The sequence below is a fragment of the Lentzea sp. NPDC006480 genome (assembly GCF_040611995.1).
Taxonomy (GTDB): domain Bacteria; phylum Actinomycetota; class Actinomycetes; order Mycobacteriales; family Pseudonocardiaceae; genus Lentzea.
The window spans coordinates 1-21,253 of record NZ_JBEXPJ010000160.1; the positions used below are offsets into that span (position 1 = coordinate 1).

At 68.4% G+C, this 21,253-nt stretch carries 17 protein-coding genes and 1 pseudogene; 8 read left to right on the forward strand and 10 right to left on the reverse strand.

Translation table 11 applies throughout. The annotated features are described in order from the left end of the window. Positions 1-416: 416 nt before the first annotated feature. Positions 417-1,886 (forward strand): NAD(P)/FAD-dependent oxidoreductase, encoded by a 1,470-nt coding sequence (locus tag ABZX92_RS37855; protein WP_355570279.1) that lies wholly within the window; start codon positions 417-419, stop codon positions 1,884-1,886. A 141-nt stretch (positions 1,887-2,027) separates the two neighbouring features. Next, complete coding sequence (locus tag ABZX92_RS37860) at positions 2,028-3,215, forward strand: cytochrome P450 (protein WP_355570280.1); 1,188 nt, start codon at positions 2,028-2,030, stop codon at positions 3,213-3,215. Between the two features lie 50 nt (positions 3,216-3,265). Here ABZX92_RS37860 and ABZX92_RS37865 read toward each other — a convergent pair whose 3' ends face one another. Both ABZX92_RS37865 and ABZX92_RS37870 read right to left on the reverse strand, forming a co-directional pair. Continuing rightward, entirely contained in the window at positions 3,266-5,593 is a 2,328-nt protein-coding gene (locus tag ABZX92_RS37865; protein WP_355570281.1) for a BTAD domain-containing putative transcriptional regulator, read from the reverse strand. Between the two features lie 237 nt (positions 5,594-5,830). Next, a complete protein-coding gene (locus tag ABZX92_RS37870) occupies positions 5,831-6,217 on the reverse strand; it encodes a MerR family transcriptional regulator (RefSeq protein ID WP_355570282.1) in 387 nt (128 codons plus the stop codon). Between the two features lie 50 nt (positions 6,218-6,267). On the opposite strand from ABZX92_RS37870, the gene ABZX92_RS37875 reads away from it, so the two are divergent. After that, on the forward strand, positions 6,268-6,699 hold the full coding sequence (locus tag ABZX92_RS37875; protein WP_355570283.1) for a PPOX class F420-dependent oxidoreductase: 432 nt from the start codon (positions 6,268-6,270) through the stop codon (positions 6,697-6,699). 281 nt (positions 6,700-6,980) lie between these two features. Here the strand turns inward: ABZX92_RS37875 and ABZX92_RS37880 are convergent, their stop codons facing one another. The 8 genes and pseudogenes from ABZX92_RS37880 to ABZX92_RS37915 form a co-directional block, all read right to left on the reverse strand. Then, a complete protein-coding gene (locus ABZX92_RS37880) occupies positions 6,981-7,139 on the reverse strand; it encodes a hypothetical protein (RefSeq protein WP_355570284.1) in 159 nt (52 codons plus the stop codon). 244 nt (positions 7,140-7,383) lie between these two features. Beyond that, positions 7,384-8,283 carry a carbamate kinase gene (gene arcC / locus ABZX92_RS37885; RefSeq protein WP_355570285.1) on the reverse strand — a complete coding sequence of 300 codons (900 nt, stop codon included), beginning with the start codon at positions 8,281-8,283 and terminating at the stop codon, positions 7,384-7,386. Next, entirely contained in the window at positions 8,283-9,275 is a 993-nt protein-coding gene (gene argF / locus ABZX92_RS37890; RefSeq protein ID WP_355570286.1) for an ornithine carbamoyltransferase, read from the reverse strand. Before argF ends, arcC begins: the two co-directional genes overlap by 1 nt. A 13-nt stretch (positions 9,276-9,288) precedes the next feature. Next, the gene (locus tag ABZX92_RS37895) at positions 9,289-10,533 is read right to left on the reverse strand and encodes an arginine deiminase (protein WP_355570287.1); all 1,245 of its coding nucleotides are present in this window, start codon (positions 10,531-10,533) and stop codon (positions 9,289-9,291) included. Beyond that, complete coding sequence (locus tag ABZX92_RS37900; protein WP_355570288.1) at positions 10,530-11,903, reverse strand: amino acid permease; 1,374 nt, start codon at positions 11,901-11,903, stop codon at positions 10,530-10,532. The genes ABZX92_RS37895 and ABZX92_RS37900 overlap by 4 nt, the downstream gene beginning before the upstream one ends. A 185-nt stretch (positions 11,904-12,088) precedes the next feature. Next, positions 12,089-12,304 carry a PLDc N-terminal domain-containing protein gene (locus tag ABZX92_RS37905; protein ID WP_355570289.1) on the reverse strand — a complete coding sequence of 72 codons (216 nt, stop codon included), beginning with the start codon at positions 12,302-12,304 and terminating at the stop codon, positions 12,089-12,091. 2 nt (positions 12,305-12,306) lie between these two features. Beyond that, a pseudogene (locus ABZX92_RS37910) lies at positions 12,307-12,630 on the reverse strand (CBS domain-containing protein); the annotation flags it as partial. 37 nt (positions 12,631-12,667) lie between these two features. Further along, positions 12,668-13,354 carry a CBS domain-containing protein gene (locus ABZX92_RS37915; protein ID WP_355570290.1) on the reverse strand — a complete coding sequence of 229 codons (687 nt, stop codon included), beginning with the start codon at positions 13,352-13,354 and terminating at the stop codon, positions 12,668-12,670. Between the two features lie 249 nt (positions 13,355-13,603). Between ABZX92_RS37915 and ABZX92_RS37920 the strand changes: the two genes are divergently transcribed. The 5 genes from ABZX92_RS37920 to ABZX92_RS37940 all read left to right on the forward strand — a co-directional run bounded on the left by ABZX92_RS37920 (position 13,604) and on the right by ABZX92_RS37940 (position 21,188). Further along, positions 13,604-14,599: a nitroreductase family protein gene (locus tag ABZX92_RS37920; RefSeq protein WP_355570291.1), complete on the forward strand. Its 996-nt coding sequence runs from the start codon at positions 13,604-13,606 to the stop codon at positions 14,597-14,599. Then, complete coding sequence (gene ppsA, locus ABZX92_RS37925) at positions 14,596-16,842, forward strand: phosphoenolpyruvate synthase (RefSeq protein ID WP_355570292.1); 2,247 nt, start codon at positions 14,596-14,598, stop codon at positions 16,840-16,842. The genes ABZX92_RS37920 and ppsA overlap by 4 nt, the downstream gene beginning before the upstream one ends. A gap of 249 nt (positions 16,843-17,091) precedes the next feature. Then, positions 17,092-17,796 (forward strand): spore germination protein GerW family protein, encoded by a 705-nt coding sequence (locus ABZX92_RS37930; RefSeq protein ID WP_355570293.1) that lies wholly within the window; start codon positions 17,092-17,094, stop codon positions 17,794-17,796. 124 nt (positions 17,797-17,920) lie between these two features. Further along, complete coding sequence (locus tag ABZX92_RS37935; RefSeq protein ID WP_355570294.1) at positions 17,921-20,548, forward strand: cation-transporting P-type ATPase; 2,628 nt, start codon at positions 17,921-17,923, stop codon at positions 20,546-20,548. A gap of 88 nt (positions 20,549-20,636) precedes the next feature. Continuing rightward, positions 20,637-21,188 carry a DoxX family membrane protein gene (locus ABZX92_RS37940; RefSeq protein ID WP_355570295.1) on the forward strand — a complete coding sequence of 184 codons (552 nt, stop codon included), beginning with the start codon at positions 20,637-20,639 and terminating at the stop codon, positions 21,186-21,188. The last annotated feature ends 65 nt before the right edge of the window (positions 21,189-21,253 follow it).

Below are 21,253 nucleotides of genomic sequence, written 5' to 3' on the forward strand. Positions count from 1 at the left end.
GTTCTACAAGACCTTCGTCGACCGCGCCGTCGAGGCCGGGCACGTGGAGAACAGCTACTCCTCGCTGATCGAGGTGTTCCGCAAGCCCTGACCCCCCACAGGGCTGACAACTGAATAAAGAAAGCCTCTAGGGATGCAGCGCAGTGCTGCATCCCTAGAGGCTTTTGCCTGTTCACGGCACTTCGGCACGCAGATAACGGTCAGATAACGTACGAAATAGACGGGCGCGCTTCAGCGAAGGTTCGTCTATGTTTGCGGACAACTGCCGCACCGCGAAAAGCGGCATTCACGGTCCGTATCGGATCGGCTACAGAAACTATCGCACACATCTGGCAACGCGTCCAGGTGCGATCGACGCATCCCACCTTTCGGTGGCATTCTTTCGACAGAGTGAGGAAAATGCTGTGAACAGTGGCATGGGGGCCGACCACGGGCTGTCCCGCAGGAGCCTGTTGAGAGCGGCCGGCGGACTCGTCCTCGCCGGGACCGCGGGTCGCGCGCTGCTCGGCACCCCTGCGTACGCGGGGGAAGAGAAGAGCGACGACGGGGTGTTCGACACGATCGTCGTCGGCGCCGGTCTCGCCGGCGTCACCGCGGCGCGGGAGCTGCGCAAGAAGGGCCAGCGCGTCCTGCTCCTCGAGGCGCGCGACCGCATCGGCGGCCGGACCTGGACCGACACGTTCCTCGGTCAGCAGATCGAACGCGGTGGCACCTGGGTCGACCCGAGCCAGCCGCACGTGTGGCGCGAGCTGCAGCGGTACAAGATTCCGATCATCGCCGACGTCGGTCCGGAGCGGGTCGTGCTGCCGACGATCGGCGGGTTCGCCGAGTACGACCCGGCCGTCGCCTACCAGCGGCAGGCCGAGCTCTTCACGCCGTTCTTCGACGCCGCGGCGACCATCTTCCCGAGGCCGTACGAGCCGTTCCACAACGAGCACGGGGTCATCCGCTACGACGGGATCTCCCTGCGCGACCGGCTCGACCAGATGCGGCTCCCGCCGGCGGACGAGATCCGGCTGACCAGCACCACGTCGCTGTTCGGCGGGTCGAGCAAGCGCGGCGCCCTGACGCACCTCGACCAGTGGTGGCAGCTCGCCGGTGGCACGTTCGAGAAGTTCCACGGCGTCAACACGTTCCGGCCGGGCACCGGCACGGGGTCGCTGGTCGCGGCGATCCTCGCGGACAACAGCCCGGTGCTGCGGCTGAACTCGCCGGTGGCGTCGGTCGTGCAGGAGAGCGCCAGGGTCAAGGTCACCACCAAGGCGGGCCGCGAGTACCAGGCCGCCGAGGTGATCATGGCGGTGCCGGTCAACGTGTGGCGGCACATCAAGTTCGGTCCGACGCCGCTGCCCGAGGCGTACACGACGGCGTCGACGCAGACGTTCGGCGTACCGCACGAGAAGAAGCTGTGGATCGACCTGACGGAGCCCGCCGACCGGTTCATCGCCGAAGCGCCAGAGGGTGTGGCGCTGTGCATCTTCGGCCGGCTGAACGAGGGCCAGCTCGTGGTGGCGTTCAGCGTCAAGGACACGTTCGACCCGAGCAGCCGGCCACAGGTGGAGGCCGCGGTCCGGGAGGTCCTGCCCGGCGCGAAGGTCGGCGCCTACACCGCGACGAACTGGCACACCGAGGAGTACTCCCGCGGTGTCGGCGTGTTCCGCCAGCCGTACCAGCTCACCAGGCTGCACCGGAAGATCCAGCAGCCGTTCGGCAAGATCAAGTTCTGCGGTGGCGACATCGCGGACGGCTGGAGCGGGTACATGGACGGCGCCATCGAGTCCGGCCTGAAGGTGGCGGGCTCGCCGACGCTGAACGGTCCGGCGCTCGCCACGGCCGGGCTGCCCGCGGTGGACCGGAAGATGTACCGGTCGGTGTGGGGTCTCTGATCTGAAATCGGTAACCGGGTGGTCTTCGCCCGGTCTCCGGCAAATCCCGGCGGCGCATTTTCGGCGCCGCCGGGATTCAGTTCTCTCACCGCCGCAGAAATAACCGTTCGGAGGCTTCCGGCGTTGTCTACTCTCGGCGCCATGAGCCTGATTTCCACCACGCTGGCCGAGGATCCGGCGGAAGAGATGTTCAGCTGGTTCCGCACCATGCTCGACACCGAACCGGTGCACCGGGACGAGCAGGGCTGGAATGTTTTCGGCTACTCCGACATCGCCCGCATCCTCGCCGACACGAAGACGTTCTCCTCGGAGACAGCGAGACTGTTCAACCCGCCGCAACCCGACCTCGACTTCTTCGACATGGGCAACCTGGTCACCACCGACCTGCCTCGGCACCGCAAGCTGCGGTCGCTGATCAACACCGCGTTCACGCCGCGGGCCGTCGCGGGTCTCTCCGACCGGATCGACCGGATCACGAACACGCTGCTCGACCAGGTGAAGGGCCAGGACACGTTCGACCTGGTCGACTCGCTCGCCTACGCGTTGCCGATCACGGTCATCCTGGAGATGCTCGGCCTGCCGGTCGAGGACGAGCCGCAGTTCCGCGTGTGGGGTGACGCGCTCGGCGCCATCGACGCGGCGACCGTGCCGCCGGACCTGCTGGCGAACGAGGTCGGGCCCGCCGTGCGCGAGCTGAACGAGTACCTGCTGGAGCAGGCCGAGCGCCGGCGCCGCGAACCGACCGACGACGTGCTGAGCGTCCTCGCGAACGCCGAGGTCGACGGCAAGCCGCTGGAAGGCGGTGAGATCGTCGGCATCACCGGGCTCACCATGTTCGCCGGCCACGCCACGACGATGGCCGCGATCTGCAACGCCGTCCTGCTGTTCGACCGGCACCCGGAGGCGCTGGCCGAGGTGCGCGCGGACCGGTCGCTGCTGCCCGGCGCGATCGAGGAGATCATGCGGTTGCGGCCGCCGTTCCCGCGGCTCGCCCGGATCACCACCGTGGACACCGAGATCGGCGGCCAGGCCGTGCCCGCGGGTGAGCTGGTGACGCCGTGGATCGCCGCGGCGAACCGGGACGCGTCGCGCTTCGCCGACCCCGACCGGTTCGACATCCGCCGCGACACCCGCGGGCACCTGGTGTTCGGGCAGGGCGTCCACTTCTGCCTGGGTGCGCCGCTGGCCAGGCTGGAGGCGAAGATCGCGCTGAACGTGCTGTTCGACCGCTACTCCGCACTGTCCGTCGACCACACGACGGAGCTGGAGTTCGAGAACCCCCGCCAGCTGATCTGCCCCCGCCACCTACCGGTCCGGGTCACTGCCTGACCGGTCGTGAGTGGTTTCCGTTGCCATGACCGCGGAAACCACTCACGACCTCACCGGGCCACCGGCATCGTGCACACCTCGCCGTTGCACCGGTCGTCCCGCAGCGCCGCCGAGCCGGACGCGAGGATCCGGCGCAGCTGACTGCGCCGGACGTCGGGTTCCGCCCCGATGTCGGCCAGCAACGCGCCGAGCAGCTCCCCGGAGTCGGCAACGCCACTGTCCGAAGTGGACACCAAGAACTCCAGCAACCGGTCGATCGCGGCATCGGAGATCGGGCCCAGCGTCAGCGCGAGCCCGTGCGGGGTGCCGCCACCCCATTCCCGGTGCCGCTTCAGCAGTTCCGGCCGCGCGGTCGCGATCACCAGCAACGGCCCGGCACCCACCGACGTCGCCAGGTTCTCGACGAACTCGACGAGCGCGTCGTCCGCGCAGTGCAGGTCCTCGAACACGACGACCACCGGCCCGGTCTCCACGATCCGGCCGAGCAGGCTCTGCCACGCGGCCAGCACGTCCGGCACCGACACCCGCCCGGCCTCACCGGTCTCGACGAGCGGGGTCAGGCACTGCAGCAGCCGCCGGCCCTCCGCACCGGAACCCACGAGCCGCTGCACCGTCGCGGTCAGCTTCGCGACCGCGGTCTCGGGGGCCGCCGGCTGCAGCACCCCGCAGTAGGAGGCGAGCAACCCGCCCAGCACCGCGAGTGGAGCCTTGCCGGTGAACGGCTGGATCCGGCCGACCAGCACCCGCACCGCCTCCGGGCTCGCGGCGACCCGGCGCTGGAACTCCAGGATGAACCGGGTCTTGCCGATGCCCGGCTCGCCGAGCACCGTCACCAGGTGCGGCGTGGCGAGGTACCGGGTGCGCTGCAACAATCCGCGCAGCACCTCCAGGTCGTACTCGCGGTCGATCACCGGCACGGCGTGCAGCGCCGTGTACTCCTGCCGGAACCCGCCGGCCAGCCAGCCGTTCAAGGTGTCGCCGCGGTGGTAGGTGATCGCGAACTCGGTGGCCTTGCTGGTGGTCTCGCACACCCGGACATCGCCGGCGGAGGTGAGCGACAGCAGGCTGTGGCACTCGTCGACGAGCGCGCCGCTGACTGATGGCACCCCGCCGGGCTGGTGCCGCACCAACGCCTCACCGGTGGTGACGGCGACATGCACCGCCACTCCCCTGCCTTCGCCGTTCTCCGGCGCCCCCGCGAGCACGCTCAGCCGGTCGCGGATGTGCAACGCGGCCTGCACCGCGTGCTCGGCCTCGTCCGCGCTGTGCCCGGCGAGCCCGAAGATCGCGAGCCAGATCGACCCGATCGACGCGGCGACGGTGCCACCGAGGCACTCGACCTCGTCGTTGATGATCGTGGCCGTGGTCTCGACGATCTCGTCGATGCGCTGCGGGTCGGTCTCCAGGTTGACCGCGGTGCGCACGATCAGCACGCTGACGTCCTTGCGCTCCACCACCATCGTGCGCATCGGCGGTGCGACCGCGAGCTTCGGCGCGGGCTCCGGCGCCTCGAACGGCTCCGACTCCAGTTCGAGCTCCGGTTCCGGATCGGGTACCACCGTCAACACCGGGGCACCGATCGTGCGCAGCTCGATCTGCCTGCGCATGTCGGCCGGCACCAGCGCCGGGTCGTGGCCGAGGATCGCCTGCTGCAACGCCTGCAGCGCGTGCCCGGGTTCGAGGCCGAGCTTGTCCACCAGCGTGGTGCGCAGGCTGTGGTAGGCGTCCAGCGCGTCGGTCTGCCGGCCGCACCGGTACAGCGCGAGCATCCACTGGCCGCGCAGCCGTTCCCGCAGCGGCTCGGCCACCACGGCCCGTTCCAGCTCGGCGAGCAACTGGTGGTGGTCACCGCACGCGAGCTTCGCGTCGAAGTAGTCCTCCAACGCGTCCAGCCGCGCGTTCTGCAGCGACATCAGCGCCGGCCAGTCGATCCCGGTCTCCACCAGGTCGGCGAGCGCGGGTCCGCGCCACAACGCCAGCGCGTCGGCCAGCGACCGGGTCGCCGCCTGCACCGACCCCGCCGCGAGCTCCGCCCTGCCCTCGCACACCAGCCGCTGGAACGTGTGCAGGTCCGTCTGGCCCGGGTCGACGCGCAGCAGGTACCCGGGTGCCCGGCTCTCCAGTGCGACCGAGCCGGTCGCGTCCTCGTTCAGGCACAACGCGCCGCGCAACCGCCAGACCGAGTTCTGCAGGACCTTGCGCGCCGAGGCCGGTGCCTTGCCGCCCGGCCACAACGCTCCGATCAGTTCGCTGCTCGCCACCACCCTGTTGGCGTGCAACAACAAAAAGCCCAAGGTGGCTCGCTGCCTGCTGCCTCCCAGCGCGATCACCTGGTCGTCGTCGACGACCTCCAACGGCCCCAGTACTCGAAAACGCACTTCCTGTGCCCCCAAAGCATCACCGCGCCCGGCCAGAACCCCTCAGACCCCCGGACGCGTCCGTGTTAGTGATACACGAACAACGACAGGTGTGGACAAGGACTTTGCGAAACCGGTTCACCGCAGCAGGAGCAATGTGACTGCGCAATCACCGAACCGACCAGCAGCCATCACCCGATCGGACCATCAAAAGGCGACGCTTTCCTCGCTTGATAACGCAGTGTGATTCATCTCGCATCAGATGTCGACCGTCACGCAGGGTGCCTGTTCCGCTGAACGTTCTGTATCCGACACGTATGTGCGCAATGCATCGCGCGACCGCGTCAATGTCTCGATGCGCCGATCCATTTCCTCGAGCCGCGCTCTTAGCACATCCAGAAGTTCCGCGCACGGCTCCAGCTCGGGACCGGCACCGGTCGCACACGGCAGCAGATACCTGATTTCCTGCGTGGACAGGCCCGCGTCCAACAACTTCCTGATCTGCACGACCGCGAGAACAGCTTCTTGCGCGTACTCGCGATAGCCGCTGCTCCCGCGTTCCGGTTCGAGCAGTCCCTGCGACTCGTAATAACGCAACAGATGCGCCGCCACACCAGTGCGGCGACTCAACTCACCGATCAGCACGCGTCCTCCCCCTTGACCTTCATATCGATATGAAGGTTCATGATCCTGCCATGACCTCCGCACAGTTCAACCCCCGTGCGCTCCTCGCGAAGAGCCAACTCGGCGTGCTGGCCACCATCAAGTCCGACGGCCTCCCGCAACTGTCCCCGGTAATGCCGCACTTCGACCAGGAACGCAATGTGATCAACGTGTCGACGAGCGCGGGCGTGGCCAAGGTGGCGAACCTGCGCCGTGATCCCCGCGCCGCCCTGGAGGTCACCAGCGCGAGCGGCTGGGAGTGGGCCACCGCGGAAGGCACCGCCACGCTGACCGGCCCCGGCACCGACCCGCACGGCCCCGAGGTGGAGGCGCTGGTCGAGTACTACCGCGCCGCCGCCGGCGAGCACCCGGACTGGGACGAGTACCGCGCCGCGATGGTGAACGAACGCCGGGTGCTCATCACCATCGCCGTGCACCACGTCTACGGCGCGAAGGTCGACTGACCGGAGCCTCGTTGATCACCTCGACCAGCGTCGCAGGGTCCACGCCGGCCATGATCGCGTTCTGGAACCTCGTCAACTCGGCTTCCGCCTCAGCGAACCGCTTCTTCGCCGCATCATGAACGGGATGAAGTGAACTGTGTGGCGTTCCACCACGACCTCGCCGTCCATCGGTTGAGGCGCGGCACCAGGTTGGAGAAGCTCTGCGTTGCGCAACACGAGAAGCGGGCCGTGTTGCGCCCACAGGATTCCGGCGTAAGGCTGGTCGGATACGCCAATGACTTTCACCGACGCGAGTCGCGTGACGAGGCGGCCATTGGCGCTGCCCATCGGGCCGCACGGACGGCTGCAGCCTTGGCCTCCAACAGCTTGCGCAGTGCGGCGGTCAGTTCGGGATCATCGTCGATCACGCCGAGCAGTTCGGCGACGAAGCCGTGGAACATGGCGGCGCTTGTCCTCAAGCGCCATCTATTCCAGCCGAGATGAAATCTTCACCCCTCACGCGATGAGTACCGACCAGCCCGACGACAGCCCACCGGGGTGCCGAACTCCACCACCGGTTCGCAACAGGACGGTGGCACGCACCGATCAAGCCTATGAAGCAATCGACAGATTCAACTCGCGTCGCTGCCAACTTTCGAATATCCCTTGCCATTCACCTGGGATTCCCAACGATCGCAACAGGACTCAGGGGTGGACGGTGGTCCCGGCCAATCCCTGCAAGATCGCCTCAGCGTCCGTGAGCGCACCGATCGCCGCCACCGACCCTGTTGCCTCCACGAACCGGCCGCATGCTTCGATCTTCGGTCCCATCGAGCCTGCGGGGAACGTCAGCTCCTCCAGTTCTGCCAAGTCCAGTCGCCGCAACGGCTCGGCCTCGGGCGTGCCGAAGTCGGTCATCACGGCGGACACGTCGGTGAGCAGGAGCAGGCGGTCAGCTTTGAGCGCGATCGCGAGCTCGGCCGAGGTGAGGTCCTTGTCCACGACCGCCTCGACACCGTGCAGCTGCCCGTTGTCGATGACTGGGGCTCCTCCCCCGCCGGCGCAGACCACGATGGTCCCGCCGCTCACGAGCTGCTCGATGGACTCCTGTTCCACGAGGCGGAGCGGCTCGGGTGAAGGGACGACGCGGCGCCAGTACGGGCCGTCCGCGGCCATGGTCCAGCCGTTCTGCGCGGCCAGCCGATCAGCTTGGTCGCGGTCGTAGATCGGGCCGATGAACTTCGTCGGCGCGGCGAACGCCGGGTCGGCCGCGTCGACGACGGTCTGGGTGACGACGGCGAGGATCGGCTTGCGGACGCCCGCGTTGCGCAGGGACTGGGCGAGCCAGTAGCCGATCATGCCCTGGGTTTCGGCGCCGAGGGTGTCGAGCGGGTACGGGCGGGTGAGCGACGGGTCTGCTTCGCTTTCCAGTGCTAGCAGGCCGATCTGGGGGCCGTTTCCGTGACACACGACGAGTTCGTGTTCGGCGGCGAGCGGCGCGAGGGCTCGCGCCGCTGCTTCGACGTGGTGGAGCTGGACGGAGGCGTCCGCGCGTTCGCCGTGCATGAGCAGGGCGTTGCCTCCGAGTGCGACGACGATGCGCATCAGGAGGCCAGTCCGGCGACGATGACCGCCTTGATGGTGTGCAGTCGGTTCTCGGCCTGGTCGAAGACGACCGAAGCGGCCGACGAGAAGACCTCGTCGGTGACCTCGGCGCCGTCGAGGCCGTACTGGTCGTGGACTCGGCGGCCGACGGTCGTGGTGCGGTCGTGGATGGACGGCAGGCAGTGCAGGAACTTCGTGTCGGGGTTGCCGGTGGCCTTCATGAGCTCGGCGGTGACGCGGTAGGGCGTCAGCAGGGGCACGCGGGTGTCCCAGGCCTCGGGTGAGTCGCCCATGCTGACCCACACGTCCGTGTAGATGAAGTCGGCGCTGGCGACGGCCTGTTCGGGGTCGTCGGTGACGAGCACGCGGGCGCCGCTTTCCACGGCCAGTTCGTGGGCCTTGGCGATCACGTCGGCCGGTGGCTGCAACTCGGTCGGGGCGGCGACACGGACGTCCATGCCGAGCAGGGCGCCCGTGATGAGCAGCGAGCGGGCGACGTTGTTGTGGCCGTCGCCGATGAAGGCGAACTTGATGTCCTCGATCGGGCCGGTGAAGTTCTCGGTCATGGTCAGGATGTCGGCGAGCATCTGAGTCGGGTGCCAGGAGTCGGTCAGGCCGTTCCACACGGGCACGCCGGCGTGCTCGGCCAGCGTCTCGACGGTGTCCTGGGCGAAGCCGCGGAACTCGATCGCGTCGAACATGCGGCCGAGGACCTTCGCGGTGTCCGGAATGGACTCCTCGCGGCCCATGTGGGAGCCGGTCGGGTCGAGGTAGGTGACGTGGGCGCCCTGGTCGTGGGCGGCGACTTCGAAGGCGCAGCGGGTGCGGGTCGAGCTCTTCTCGAAGACCAGGGCGATGTTCTTGCCCTTCAACCGCGGGTGCTCGGTGTGGGATGCCTTGGCGCGCTTCAGTCCGCGGGCTTGGGAGACGAGGTCGAGGAACTTCTCCTTGGTGAGGTCGAGTTCCTTGAGCAATGAGCCGGGGTGGCGCATCGGCGTGGTCCTTTCAGATTCCGTCGCGCTGGATCGGGCAGGTCATGCAGCGAGCACCGCCCCGGCCGCGGCCGAGTTCGTTGCCGGGGATGGAGATGACCTCGATGCCGTGGTCGGCGAGCATGGTGTTGGTGACGGTGTTGCGCTCGTAGCCGACGACGACGCCGGGTGCGAGCGCGAGGAAGTTGTTGGCGTCGTCCCACTGTTCGCGTTCGGCGGCGCGGGCGTCCTCGTCCGCGCACAGCACGCGAAGCTGGTCGACTCCGAGCAGGTCGGCGATCGTCGCGAACACCGACGTTCGCTCCTGCACGCGCAGGCCGGCCGAGCCGCGTTCGACGACCTCTTCCGCGTCGGCGGGGGTGATCACCCACGTCCTGAGCGTCTCGGGATCGAGACCGGGATAGCGGATGAACGTGTTCAGGTCGAGCATGGTCATGACCGTGTCGAGGTGCATGAGCGCGTGCGAGCGGGGTAACTGCACTGCCAGAACAGAGGCGGCCTGGCCGGTGCGGAACAGTTCGCGCGCCAGGATTTCCACGCCCATCGGGGTGGTCCGCTCCCCCATCCCGATCAGCACGGTGCCACGCCCGAGAACGAGGATGTCGCCGCCTTCCAGCGTCGCGGGCTGGTGGTCGGCATCGTCAGCGCCGTAGTAGATCGGGAACATCGCGTCGGCGAACAGGGGGTGGAAGCGGTAGATCGCCTGACAGTGCAGGGATTCGCGGCGGCGAGGGGCTTTCGCCATCGGGTTGATCGTGACGCCGCCGTAGATCCACGCCGAGCTGTCGCGCGGGAAGAGCGTGTTCGGCAGCGGCGGCAGGACGAAGTCGTCCACGCCGAGGCTGTTCCAGCGCAGGCTCGGCACGCCGAGTGGAGACAGGTCGGCGCGGGTCATGCCGCCGACCAGGAGCTCAGCGAGTGTCGGGGCGTCGACCTTCTCCGCGAACTCGCGCACCGGCCCGGCCAGGGTGGGCCCGAGCCGCTCCGGGGTGCAGACCCGGTCCAGCACGAACGCGCGGGCTTCCGGCAACGCCAGGGTTTCGGCGAGCAGGGTGCCGGTGTGGTGCACGGTGATGCCGCGCTGACGCAGTTTCGCGGCGAAGGTGTCGTGTTCCTCCTGGGCCTTCGAGGCCCAGAGCACGTCGTCGAACAGCAGCTCGTCGCAGTTGCGCGGGGTGAGCCGGCTCAGCTCCAGGCCTGGGCGGTGCACGATCACCTGACGGAGCGTGCCGACCTCCGAGCCGACGCCGAGGGTCATGACGCCACCTCGCCGTACTCGCGGCGGCCGACCTTGAGCCAGATGTAGAGCGGAACGCCCAGCAGGAGGCACACGACGCCGTAGTAGACGGCCTGGTAGCCGCTACCGGCCAGCGCCCAGAACGTGAAGGCGAGAGCCAGGACCGATACGGTGCAGTCGCGCACGAGGTGCGGCCACTCGGCCTTGCGGCCGCGGACCAGCAACCAGAACAGCTGCGCGGCGGCGCTGAACAGGTACGGCACCACGGCGGTGAACACCGACAACAGCACAAGAGTGGTGAAGACCTGCTCGAAGTTGGTGTAGCTGACGACCACCAGCAGCGAGGCGAGCACGGTGGAGCTGATGATGCCGAAGGTCGGGATGTCGCGGCGGGTGCGCAGGAACGCCTTCGGGAACAGCTTGTCCTTCGCGGCGGCCATCGGCATTTCACCGATGATCAGGGTCCAGCCCACGAGGCAGCCGATGCCGGACACCACGGCGGCGATCGCCACGGCCTGGCCGGCCCACTGGCCGCCGAAGATGGCGTTGGCGGCGTCGGTGAAGGGCGCCGAGGTCCCGCGGAGCGTCTCGTTCGGCACGGTGCCGAATACAGTGAGGGTGCCGAGGACGTAGATGACCGCGCAGCCGATCGTGCCGAACACGGTGGCGCGGCCGACGTTGCGTTCGGGGTCGCGGACGCGGCCGGCGGCGACCGAGGCGGTCTCGATGCCGATGAAGCTGAACAACGCGATTGCCGCCGCAGCCGAGACAGCACCACCGATCGAGGTGCCACTGGCGTTGAACGGACCGAAGTTCGCCGACTTCACGAAGACCAGTCCGACGGTGGCCATGAACAGCAGCGGCACGATCTTCAGCACCGTGAAGACGATCTGTGTGACGGCCATGCTCCGCAGGCCGGACAGGTTGACCAGAGCCGGAATCCACAGGCCCGCCAACGCGATCACGATGGACCAGCCGACCTGGTGCTCGGTGTTGACGAACACCTCGACGTAGCCGACCAGCGCCACCACGATCGCCGCGTTGCCCGCCCACGCCGTGATCCAGTAACACCAGGCGTTGAGGAATCCCGCGAACTCGCCGAAAGCCTCCCTGGCGTACACGTACGGGCCACCGGAACCGCTGATGCGCTTCGAGAGCGCGCCGAACGTCAGCGCGAGCGCCAGGGCACCGATCGACACGAGGACGAACGCCACGAGACTGACCGGGCCGAACGCCGCGAGCGCGGTCGGCAGGCCGAACACGCCGGTACCGATCACCGATCCGACCACCAGCGCGGTCGCGGTGGGCAGACCGAATCTGGACGGCGGTGGTTGCTCACTTCCCGGACCAGGCCGCGTTACGATCTCCGGTCCGGCTACGTCTGTGGTCACGACGAACTCCTCACTCCGATGTGGACCGTCTCGCTGTGAGCAGCCTGCGCTTCGGCGAACTGATCCCCCACCACCTGAGGTCTCGTCGCTCGCAGGACCTAAGTCCTCGGCCCAGTGGGGACCGGCCTGACACAGCGGAAAGGCGCTGGGAGGGAGAGCCCGGCGCCTTTCCGCTGTGTCCTTCCCTACGACCTCCTTCCCCAGCGGAAGTAGGACAGAGGCCCGATGAAGTTCACTGCGATCGCAAGCGCCCACCACAACTTGCGACCACGTACGAACTCCCTGGGCCGCATCGACAGGTCCGCCCACGCCGCCGCCGCGAGCGTCACCTGCACGACACCCAGCCAACTGAAAGTCCTGCGCTGCACCGGAGTGAGATCGCTCCACCGCTTCCTCACCATCCTCAGCTCCCTGCGGGCACAGGTTCGGTGGTGAACTCGACGTCGGTCACGCCCGCGACCGCGCGGATCAGCACCTCGGCCACGTGACGTTCGGTGGCGTCGTCTCCCCTGTCCACAATGGACACCTTGCCGCCGTTGACCGCTACCTGCCACCGTTGTGCGTCGCCGGCGATGCCGAGCCGGTGGTGGATCTCGGCCTCGACGGCCCAGTCCGCGCGGGTGATCGAGCGGAGCATGTCCCGGCGGGTCACGATGCCCGCCAGGTGGCCCTCGTGGACGACCGGAACGCTGCGCACGTTGTGCTTCAGCATCAGGCCGGCCACTTCGGCGAGGTCATCACGTCTCGAGTCCTCATGACGCTCCTCAGCCGAAGATCTCGGTCTGGCGGGTGTGCGTGGTGTCGTTCCAGCCGCAACGCAGCTCGTTGTGCACGTCGACCACGCCCGGCAGGACGCGCACGAGGTGCTCGGCGATGTCGACCTCGCTCTGGCGCTCCAACTCGCCCTGCAGTTCGACCACCCCGTCGGTCACCTTGACGTCGATGATGTTCGGGTCGACCCACAGCATCCGGCCGAAGATCTCGTCGCGGATCGTCGTGCGCAGCTCGTCGTCCTCACGCACGAAGAGCTTCAGCAGGTCTCGGCGGGACAGCACGCCGACGAGAGCGCCGTCGGAGTCGATGACGAAGAGCCTGCGCACGCCGGCGGCGGCGAGTTCGCGGGCGGCCGCGCTGGCCCCGAGGTCCGGCGAGATGCTCTTCACCGGTGACGTCATCACGTCGCGGGCGGTCACGCCGCTCGCCTGCTCCCAGCGGTGCTTCGTCGCGCGGCCCGCGAACAGGCCGGGTGCGTCCTCGGTGCCGCCGCGGAACTCCTCCTTGGGCATCAGGTCGGCTTCCGACACGACGCCGACAGGACAGCCGCCGTCGAGCACGGGCACGGCGCTGATCTTGTTGTCTTCCAGCAGTTGCACGAGTTCCTTGAACGAGCGCTCGACGTCCGCGGTGATCACCTCACGGGTCATCAGCGAGGCGACTGTCGGTTCACGCATGACACCCTCCGGCGATCTTCGGTTCCTGTCCGCCTCAAGCCTTCTCGGCGCGCCAGCCGCCGCCCACCTGCCAAGGGCGTGGGTTGAGCCGGGCGTTCCGACCTGTGGCAGGAGGACCGAAAGGCCCTGCGCGCGTTGATGCCGCGCTGAGTGCCTCGGGTCCCGGCCAGGCCGGGACGTAGGCCCCTCACCGCCGGCCGTTCGTGCTGCGAGCTTCAAGACAGGACTTCGACGACGGAGGTGAGCGGGATGGACCGCGGTCAGCCCGACGAGACAACGGTGCGAGCGGCGGTAGCACTCGCCGGACGCGCACCCTCGGTGCACAACTCCCAGCCCTGGCGCTGGGAACTCGGTGAGCACAGCCTGCACCTGTACGCCGATCGCACCCGCGCTCTGCCCGCGACCGACCCTCTGGGCGCCGACCTGGTCGTCAGCTGCGGAGCCGCGTTGCACCACCTGCGGATCGGGCTCGCGGCACTCGGCTGGCGAGCGAGGATCCACCGGCTGCCCAACCCCGCTCTGCGCGATCACCTGGCCGCGATCGAGTTCGAACCGCTGGAGCCGAGAGAGTCCCACGTGGCGCTCGCGGCCGCTATCCCCCGAAGGCGCAGCGATCGCCGTGCCTTCTCCTCCTGGCCCGCACCGGAGGAGCTGCTCGATCAGCTCGTGGTGTTCGCTCGTGCCGAGGGCGTGGACGCCCAGGTCGTGACCGGAAAAGCGCGCGACGAGCTGTTGATCGCGATCGCCAGGGCCGCTGACATCCAGGAAGCCAACGCCGCGTACCAGGCGGAGATCCGGCAGTGGAGCGGGGTCTATCCCGGCGCGTCGGCTGGTGTGCCGGCCACGAACATCCCCGCGGGGTCGCACCAGTACGGCAACCTCCGGATGCGTGAGTTCGCGCCGGGATCGCTGCTGCAAGGCGGCCCCAGCGTGCTCGGCGAGGACGCGGGAACGCTGCTCGTGCTGAGCACGTCGTCCGACGACGACCTGTCCCGTCTGCGCGCCGGCGAAGCGACCAGTGCGGTGCTGCTGGAGGCGACCGCCGCTGGTCTCGCGACCTGCCCGCTGAGCCAGCCGCTCGAGGTCGTCGAGACGAGAGACCTCGTGCGCGACGAAGTCCTCGGCGGCTCCACCTGCCCGCAACTCGTGATCCGCGTCGGCTGGGCCGGATTCAACGCCGACCTGCTGCCCGCCACGCCCCGCCGCCCCGTCATCGACCTCCTCCGCGACCAGGAGCGGAAGTGACCACCTACATCCGCGACTTCACCACGCTCGGCAAGAACGACACCTCGATCGCCGGCGGCAAAGGCGCCAACCTCGGCGAACTCGCGCAGGCTGGACTGCCGGTGCCGCCCGGTTTCGTGGTGACCGCCGAGGCGTTCCTGACGTCCATGAGCCAGGTCCGCGACGACCTCGCCGCCGAACTCGTCATCGCACTCGATCGCGGCACCTCACCTCAGCGGCTGGAAGAGAGCGCTGAGCGGATGCGGGATCTGGTGCGCAAAGCAGGAGTCTCCGACGATGTCCGGCACGCTGTGCTGGAGGCCTGTCGAGGCCTCGGCCAGGACGAGTCCGTCGCGGTCCGGTCGTCGGCCACTTCCGAGGACACCGCCGGCTCGTCGTTCGCCGGGATGAACAGCACGTTCACGAACACCCGAGGCGCGCACGGCGTGCTGGAGCGGCTGCTGGACTGCTGGGCGTCGTTGTTCGGCACCCGTTCGATCGCCTACCGCGCAGAACAGGGCATCACCGACGAGCCCGCGATCGCCGTCGTGGTGCAGAAGATGGTGAACTCCGAACGCTCCGGGGTCATGTTCACCGCGGACCCCTCGACCGGTGACCGCGACAAGATGCTCGTCGAGGCCTCGTTCGGACTCGGCGAGGTCGTGGTCAGCGGCTCGGTCGAACCGGACACGTACGTCCTGCGCCGCAACGGTGACACGGTGTCTCTTGTGGACACCAGGGTCGGCCGCAAGACGCACAAGATCGTGCGTGGCGCGAACGGCAACGACGAACGCGTCGACCTCAACGCCGAGGAGTCGCACGCACAGGTGCTGACCGAGGCTGAAGCCGTCGCGATCGGCCAGCTGGGCCAGCGCGTGCAACGGCACTACGGCGAGCCGCAGGACACCGAGTGGGCGATCGCCGACGGCAAGACGTGGCTCGTGCAGTCCCGGCCGATCACGACGCTGCCGGAGGAGGTCTCGCCGTCGTCAGGTCCGCTGGTCGCCGGTCTGGCCGCCTCACCGGGAATCGCCTCGGGCCGGGTCCGCGTGCTGAGCTCTCCCGACGAAGGGAACCGGTTGCGCGACGGCGAGGTGCTGGTCGCGGAGATGACCAACCCGGACTGGGTGCCGACGATGCGCCGTGCGTCCGCGGTCGTCACTGACGGCGGCGGCATCACCTGTCACGCCGCCATCGTGGCCCGCGAGCTGCGCGTGCCGTGCGTGGTCGGTACCGGTTCGGCCACCTCGATGCTGAAGGAGGGCCAGCTGGTCACCGTCGACGGCAGCGCTGGAGAGGTGCGCGCGGGCTCTGCTCCCATCACCACGGCACCACGCATCGTCGCGCCGGCGGTGCAGGCCACCGAAGCCCTCGGTACGCGTGTGTACGTCAACCTCGCGCTGCCGGAGCACGCCGCCGAGGTGGCCGCGATGCCGGTGGACGGCGTGGGGCTGTTGCGGGCGGAGTTCATGCTCACCGAAGCTCTCGGTGCTGAGCACCCGCGGCGGTTCCTCGCACAGCGCGGTCCTGACGACTTCGTCAACGCCATGACGTCGTCGCTGTTGCAGATCACGCACGCGTTCGCGCCGCGACCGGTCGTCTACCGGACGATGGACTTCCGCACCAACGAGTTCCGCGAGCTCAAGGGCGGCGAGGAGTTCGAGAAGCCCGAGCACAACCCGATGATCGGCTACCGCGGCTGCTACCGGTACGTCGACGACCCGATGCTGTTCGGGCTGGAACTCGAAGCCCTCGCACGAGTGCGGGACCAGACGCCGAACCTGCACCTGATGATCCCGTTCGTCCGCACCAAGTGGGAGCTCGAAGCCTGCCTGGACCAGATCGACCGCAGCCCGCTCGGCCACCACCGCGGCCTGCACCGGTGGGTCATGGCCGAAGTTCCCTCGGTGGCGTACTGGATTCCCGAGTACGCGCGGTCCGGCATCGACGGGGTGTCCATCGGCAGCAACGACCTCACCCAGCTGATGCTCGGCGTCGACCGCGACTCCGAGCTGTGCGCGGACCTGTTCGACGAGTCCGACCCCGCCGTGCTCGACATGATCGGCCGCATCGTCGGCGCCGCCCGGGACGCCGGCATCACCTCGTCGCTGTGCGGGCAGGCACCGTCCAACAAACCGGAGTTCGCCGAGAAGCTCGTGGAGTTCGGCATCACCTCGATCTCGGTCAACCCGGACGCGGTTCCCGCCGCCAGGGCGGCGATCGGATCGGCCGAACGGCGGTTGTTGTTGCGGCAAGCCCGTTAGCGCCAGAACCAGAATGCACCGCCGTGGGGAGGCGGAAGGCCCTGTTGCGCGGAGAAACCATTGAGGACGCTGGAGAACGGCGGCGGCGTGCGGCGCAGATTGTCACGATCGAACCGAACCGCGTCGCCGCCCCTTCGGCGTCCTCCAATTCGGAGGAGTCCTCATGACAACCTGAGTCGCCATCAACGAGCTCGGTGTCGACACCGTCATCGAGGCGACCGGCCGGTTCCGCATCCGTGAATCCGCGGGGTGCGTTGGATCGCCGCGCGCATCGATGCAGAGGAACCTTTCACCTGCGGAGTCAGGCTCACGCCGCAGACCGCCGTCGGCTTCCTCGCCAGGAAGATGGCGCAGGGTTCCTTGGCAGGCGACTTCCGGGACTGGAACGACATCGACCGCTGGGCCTGCACGATCGCCCAGGTTGGGCCACAACGGCACGTCCGGCCGTACGACTTCCGCACACCGGCCAGGGAGATGGCTGCTGTCATGGTTCGAAGCCAGGTACCTGGCGGAGGCCGGAAGACGGGCCGGCGGCACGTCCACGCGGAGCCGAAGGGCCCTGCCCAGCCGGGACCGTTCATCGGATGCTGGGGACTGACGACCGACGAACCGGGAGTGATGATGAAGATCGAGGAACTGATCGCCAGCGTCAGGAACTCCGTGGAGGCGAAGAAGGTCTACGCCGAGCCGTATGAGCGCAACGGGATCACTGTCATCGCCGCCGCGTCCGTCTCCGGCGGCACCGGAGGAGGCTCGGGCCGGGATGAGAAGGGCCAGGAGGGCGAGGGCGGCGGGTTCGGGATCTCCGCGAAGCCGACAGGGGCGTTCGTGATCAACGGCAACGACGTGCGGTGGGTTCCTGCGGTCGACGTGAACCGGCTGATCGCCACGGCGGGGGCCGTCGCTGTGGCCGCCATCTTCGTGGCCGCTCGTTCCTTCAAGTCGCGCAGGTGATCGAGAGGTTCACGCGGTGACCACGTCGGGACCGACGTCGTGGCGGTGAACGCAGACCTATTGCTCACCTGACTTGCCCGTAGGTCCCTGGGGATGCTGCTACGCGCTGGTGATGCTCAAGGTCATGGCGACCACGACCACGACCTCGACTGCGACCGAGCCCGACAGCGATCCGCGGGAACCACTGGACCGACTGTTCCGGGACCTGCGAACGAAGCGGACCGGCTTGTCCGAGCGCGAGGCAGCCCGGCGACTGGTCGCGCACGGCCCCAACGAGCTCACCCGGCGCAAACAGCGCGACTGGCCCAAGCAGCTGCTGCGGCAGTTCACCCACCCGCTCGCCCTGCTGCTGTGGCTCGCGGCCGGGCTCGCCGTCCTCGCGGGTACGACGGTGCTCGGTATCGCGATCATCGCGGTCATCGTCCTCAACGCCGCCTTGGCGTTCGTGCAGGAGCAGCAAGCCGAGAAGGCCGTCGAGGCGTTGGCCGCGTATCTGCCGGCGACGGCCGCGGTCGTGCGCGATGGTGTGCGGCTCTCGGTTCCCGCTCGCGATCTCGTGCCGGGTGACGTGCTGATCATCGAGGAAGGTGACCGGGTCTCGGCGGACGCGCGGTTGATCGATGGTGGTGTCGAGGTCGATCTCTCGACTCTGAACGGCGAGTCGCTGCCTGCCTACCGTTCCGCCGAGCTCACAGATGTCGCAGGGCCACTGCTCGATGCGTGTGACCTGGTGTTCAGCGGCACCAGTTGCACCGGCGGTGAGGCGAAGGCGGTCGTCTTCGCGACGGGCATGCGCACCGAGCTGGGCCGGATCGCGGCGCTGTCGCAGCGGGTCGGGCGGGACGAGAGCCCGCTGGAGCGTCAGGTGAAGCGGGTGGCGTGGCTGATCGCCGCGGTGGCGGTCGGTGCGGGAATCGCCTTTCTGCCGCTCGGGGTGTTCGGCGCCGGGTTGCCGTTGCCCGACGCGTTCAACTTCGCGATCGGGTTGCTCGTCGCGAACGTGCCCGAGGGCTTGCTGCCCATCATCACGCTCGCGCTGGCCGTCGGGGTACGCGGTCTCGCACGCCGCGGTGCGGTGGTGAAGCGGCTCTCCGCGGTGGAGACCCTCGGTTCGACCACGGTGATCTGCACCGACAAGACCGGCACGTTGACGCAGAACCGCATGACGGTCACCGACATCTGGACGCCTGGTGGTGATCGCAGCGCACTGGCGGTCGCGGTTTCCGCGTGCAACAACGCCGATCTGGAGGCGGGCAGCGGCGACCCGACCGAGCTCGCTCTGCTCCAGGCCGCGGCGGAGATGGGCACCGAGGTTTCTCCCGAGCACCGCGCCGAGCACCGGGTGCGCCAGTTCCACTTCGACCCGACGCTCCGGATGATGTCCACTGTGGACCGCAACGACGATGGCCTGGTGGTCAACGTCAAAGGCGCGCCGGAGGAGATGCTGGCGCGGTGTGCTCGCTTCGACACCGCCGAGGTCGAGCGCGTGATCTCCGAGTACGCCCACCGTGGCCTCCGTGTGCTCGCGGTGGCGCGACGTCGGTGCGACGCGATTCCCGAACGCCGCGAGGATGCCGAGCACGATCTGGAACTGCTCGGTCTGGTGGCGATGTTCGACCCGCCACGGCCGGAGGTCGCCGATGCCGTGGCGCGCTGCCACACCGCGGGCATCCGGCTCATCGTGGTCACCGGCGACCACGGTCTCACGGCGAAGGAGATCGCCCGCCAGGTCGGCATCGCACGCGACGAAACGACGGTCGTCACCGGTGCCGAGCTGGACGACATGACCGAGGCCGAGCTGGACGAACTGCTGCGCGGTGACGAGGAGCTGATCTTCGCGCGCAGCTCCCCCGAGGTGAAGCTGCGTGTAGCCGATGCCTTGCGCGCGCAGGGAAACGTCGTGGCGATGACCGGCGACGGCGTGAACGACGCACCCGCGCTGCGGCGCGCGGACATCGGCGTCGCCATGGGACGTTCCGGCACCGACGTGGCCCGTGAGGCCTCCACGATGGTGCTCACCGACGACAACTTCGCGACCATCGTCACGGCGGTCGAGGCGGGCAGGCAGGTCTACGACAACGTCCGCAAGTTCATCCTCTACATCTTCGCCCACGCAACCCCCGAGGTGATCCCGTTCCTGCTGTTCGCGCTGTCAGGCGGTGCGATCCCGTTGCCGCTCACGGTGTTGCAGATTCTGGCGATCGACCTCGGCACGGAAACCCTGCCCGCGCTGGCCCTCGGTCGCGAACCCGCCGAACCGGGCATCATGAGCCGGCCACCGCGACACCGCGCCGACGGCGTCATCAACCGCCAGATGCTCTGGCGCGCCTGGGGATTGTTGGGCGGAGTGTCGGCGTTGCTGGTGCTCGGCGGGTTCTTCTGGACGTTGCTGGCAGGCGGCTGGCACCTCGGCGACCCGGTCGGCGACGGCACTCCCCTGCATCACGTGTGGGTGCAGGCGACGACCATGTCGTTCCTCGGCATCGTCGCCTGCCAGCTCGGCACGGCTTTCGCGTCTCGCACGCAGTACGCGTCGCTGCGTTCGATCGGCGTCTTCAGCAACCGGTTGTTGTGGTGGGGAGTCCTGTTCGAGGTCGTGTTCGCGGCCGCTGTGGTGACCGTCCCCGCTCTGCAACACGTCTTCGGCACCGCTGTGCCACCGGTGGAGCACCTCGCACTGCTCGTCACCTTCCCCGTGATCGTGTGGGGCGCGGACGAGCTGTGGCGCTGGTACCGCCGCGGCAGGTCGTGACGTCCCGGCCGGGTCGGGACCTAGGACCGCGTACGCGAGCGGTGTCCGCGAGAAGACTCACTGCAGAAGAACTTCGTGGGAGGTAATGATGTCCGCTGTTCACGCTCCTGCTCGTACCCGAACCGAAACGGGTGCGGTGGCCCTCGCGGTGCTGCGCATCGCGACCGGGTTGTTGTTCCTGTGGGCGTTCGTCGACAAGGCCTTCGGTCTCGGCTACGCGACCCAGCCGAAGAACGCGTGGTTCTCGGGTGGCTCGCCCACGAAGGGATTCCTGAGCCGGGTCGACGTCGGGCCGTTCGAGTCGGTGTTCCACGACATCGCCGGCACCTGGTGGGCCGACCTGCTCTTCATGGCAGGCCTCTTCACGGTCGGCGTGGCGCTCGTCCTCGGCATCGGCCTGCGGATCGCCGCAGCGAGCGGTGCGGTGATGATGGTGCTGATGTGGGCAGCCGAATGGCCGCCGGCGCAGCACACCTCGTCCGGCGAGGCGACGATGTCGACCAACCCGATCATCGACTACCACGTCGTGTACGCCCTGGTGCTGATCGCTCTCGCAGCCACTGCCTCAAGTGCCATCTGGAGCCTGGCGCGCTGGTGGAACGACCAGCCGGTGGTCAGGGCGAACCCTTGGCTGCGGTGAGAACCGGAGGAGGGAGGGCGCCGCGGCGCCCGCACGGGTGGCATGCCCAGAATCACGAATGTCCT

Excerpts from the sequence above, each read along its gene's own strand:
- ABZX92_RS37855 (WP_355570279.1), top strand. The coding sequence starts at position 417 with ATGGGGGCCGACCACGGGCTGTCCCGCAGGAGCCTGTTGAGAGCGGCC.
- ABZX92_RS37860 (WP_355570280.1), top strand. The coding sequence starts at position 2,028 with ATGAGCCTGATTTCCACCACGCTGGCCGAGGATCCGGCGGAAGAGATG.
- ABZX92_RS37875 (WP_355570283.1), top strand. The coding sequence starts at position 6,268 with ATGACCTCCGCACAGTTCAACCCCCGTGCGCTCCTCGCGAAGAGCCAA.
- ABZX92_RS37880 (WP_355570284.1), bottom strand. The coding sequence starts at position 7,139 with ATGTTCCACGGCTTCGTCGCCGAACTGCTCGGCGTGATCGACGATGAT.
- arcC (WP_355570285.1), bottom strand. The coding sequence starts at position 8,283 with ATGCGCATCGTCGTCGCACTCGGAGGCAACGCCCTGCTCATGCACGGC.
- argF (WP_355570286.1), bottom strand. The coding sequence starts at position 9,275 with ATGCGCCACCCCGGCTCATTGCTCAAGGAACTCGACCTCACCAAGGAG.
- ABZX92_RS37895 (WP_355570287.1), bottom strand. The coding sequence starts at position 10,533 with ATGACCCTCGGCGTCGGCTCGGAGGTCGGCACGCTCCGTCAGGTGATC.
- ABZX92_RS37905 (WP_355570289.1), bottom strand. The coding sequence starts at position 12,304 with ATGGTGAGGAAGCGGTGGAGCGATCTCACTCCGGTGCAGCGCAGGACT.
- ABZX92_RS37915 (WP_355570290.1), bottom strand. The coding sequence starts at position 13,354 with ATGCGTGAACCGACAGTCGCCTCGCTGATGACCCGTGAGGTGATCACC.
- ABZX92_RS37920 (WP_355570291.1), top strand. The coding sequence starts at position 13,604 with ATGGACCGCGGTCAGCCCGACGAGACAACGGTGCGAGCGGCGGTAGCA.
- ABZX92_RS37935 (WP_355570294.1), top strand. The coding sequence starts at position 17,921 with ATGGCGACCACGACCACGACCTCGACTGCGACCGAGCCCGACAGCGAT.
- ABZX92_RS37940 (WP_355570295.1), top strand. The coding sequence starts at position 20,637 with ATGTCCGCTGTTCACGCTCCTGCTCGTACCCGAACCGAAACGGGTGCG.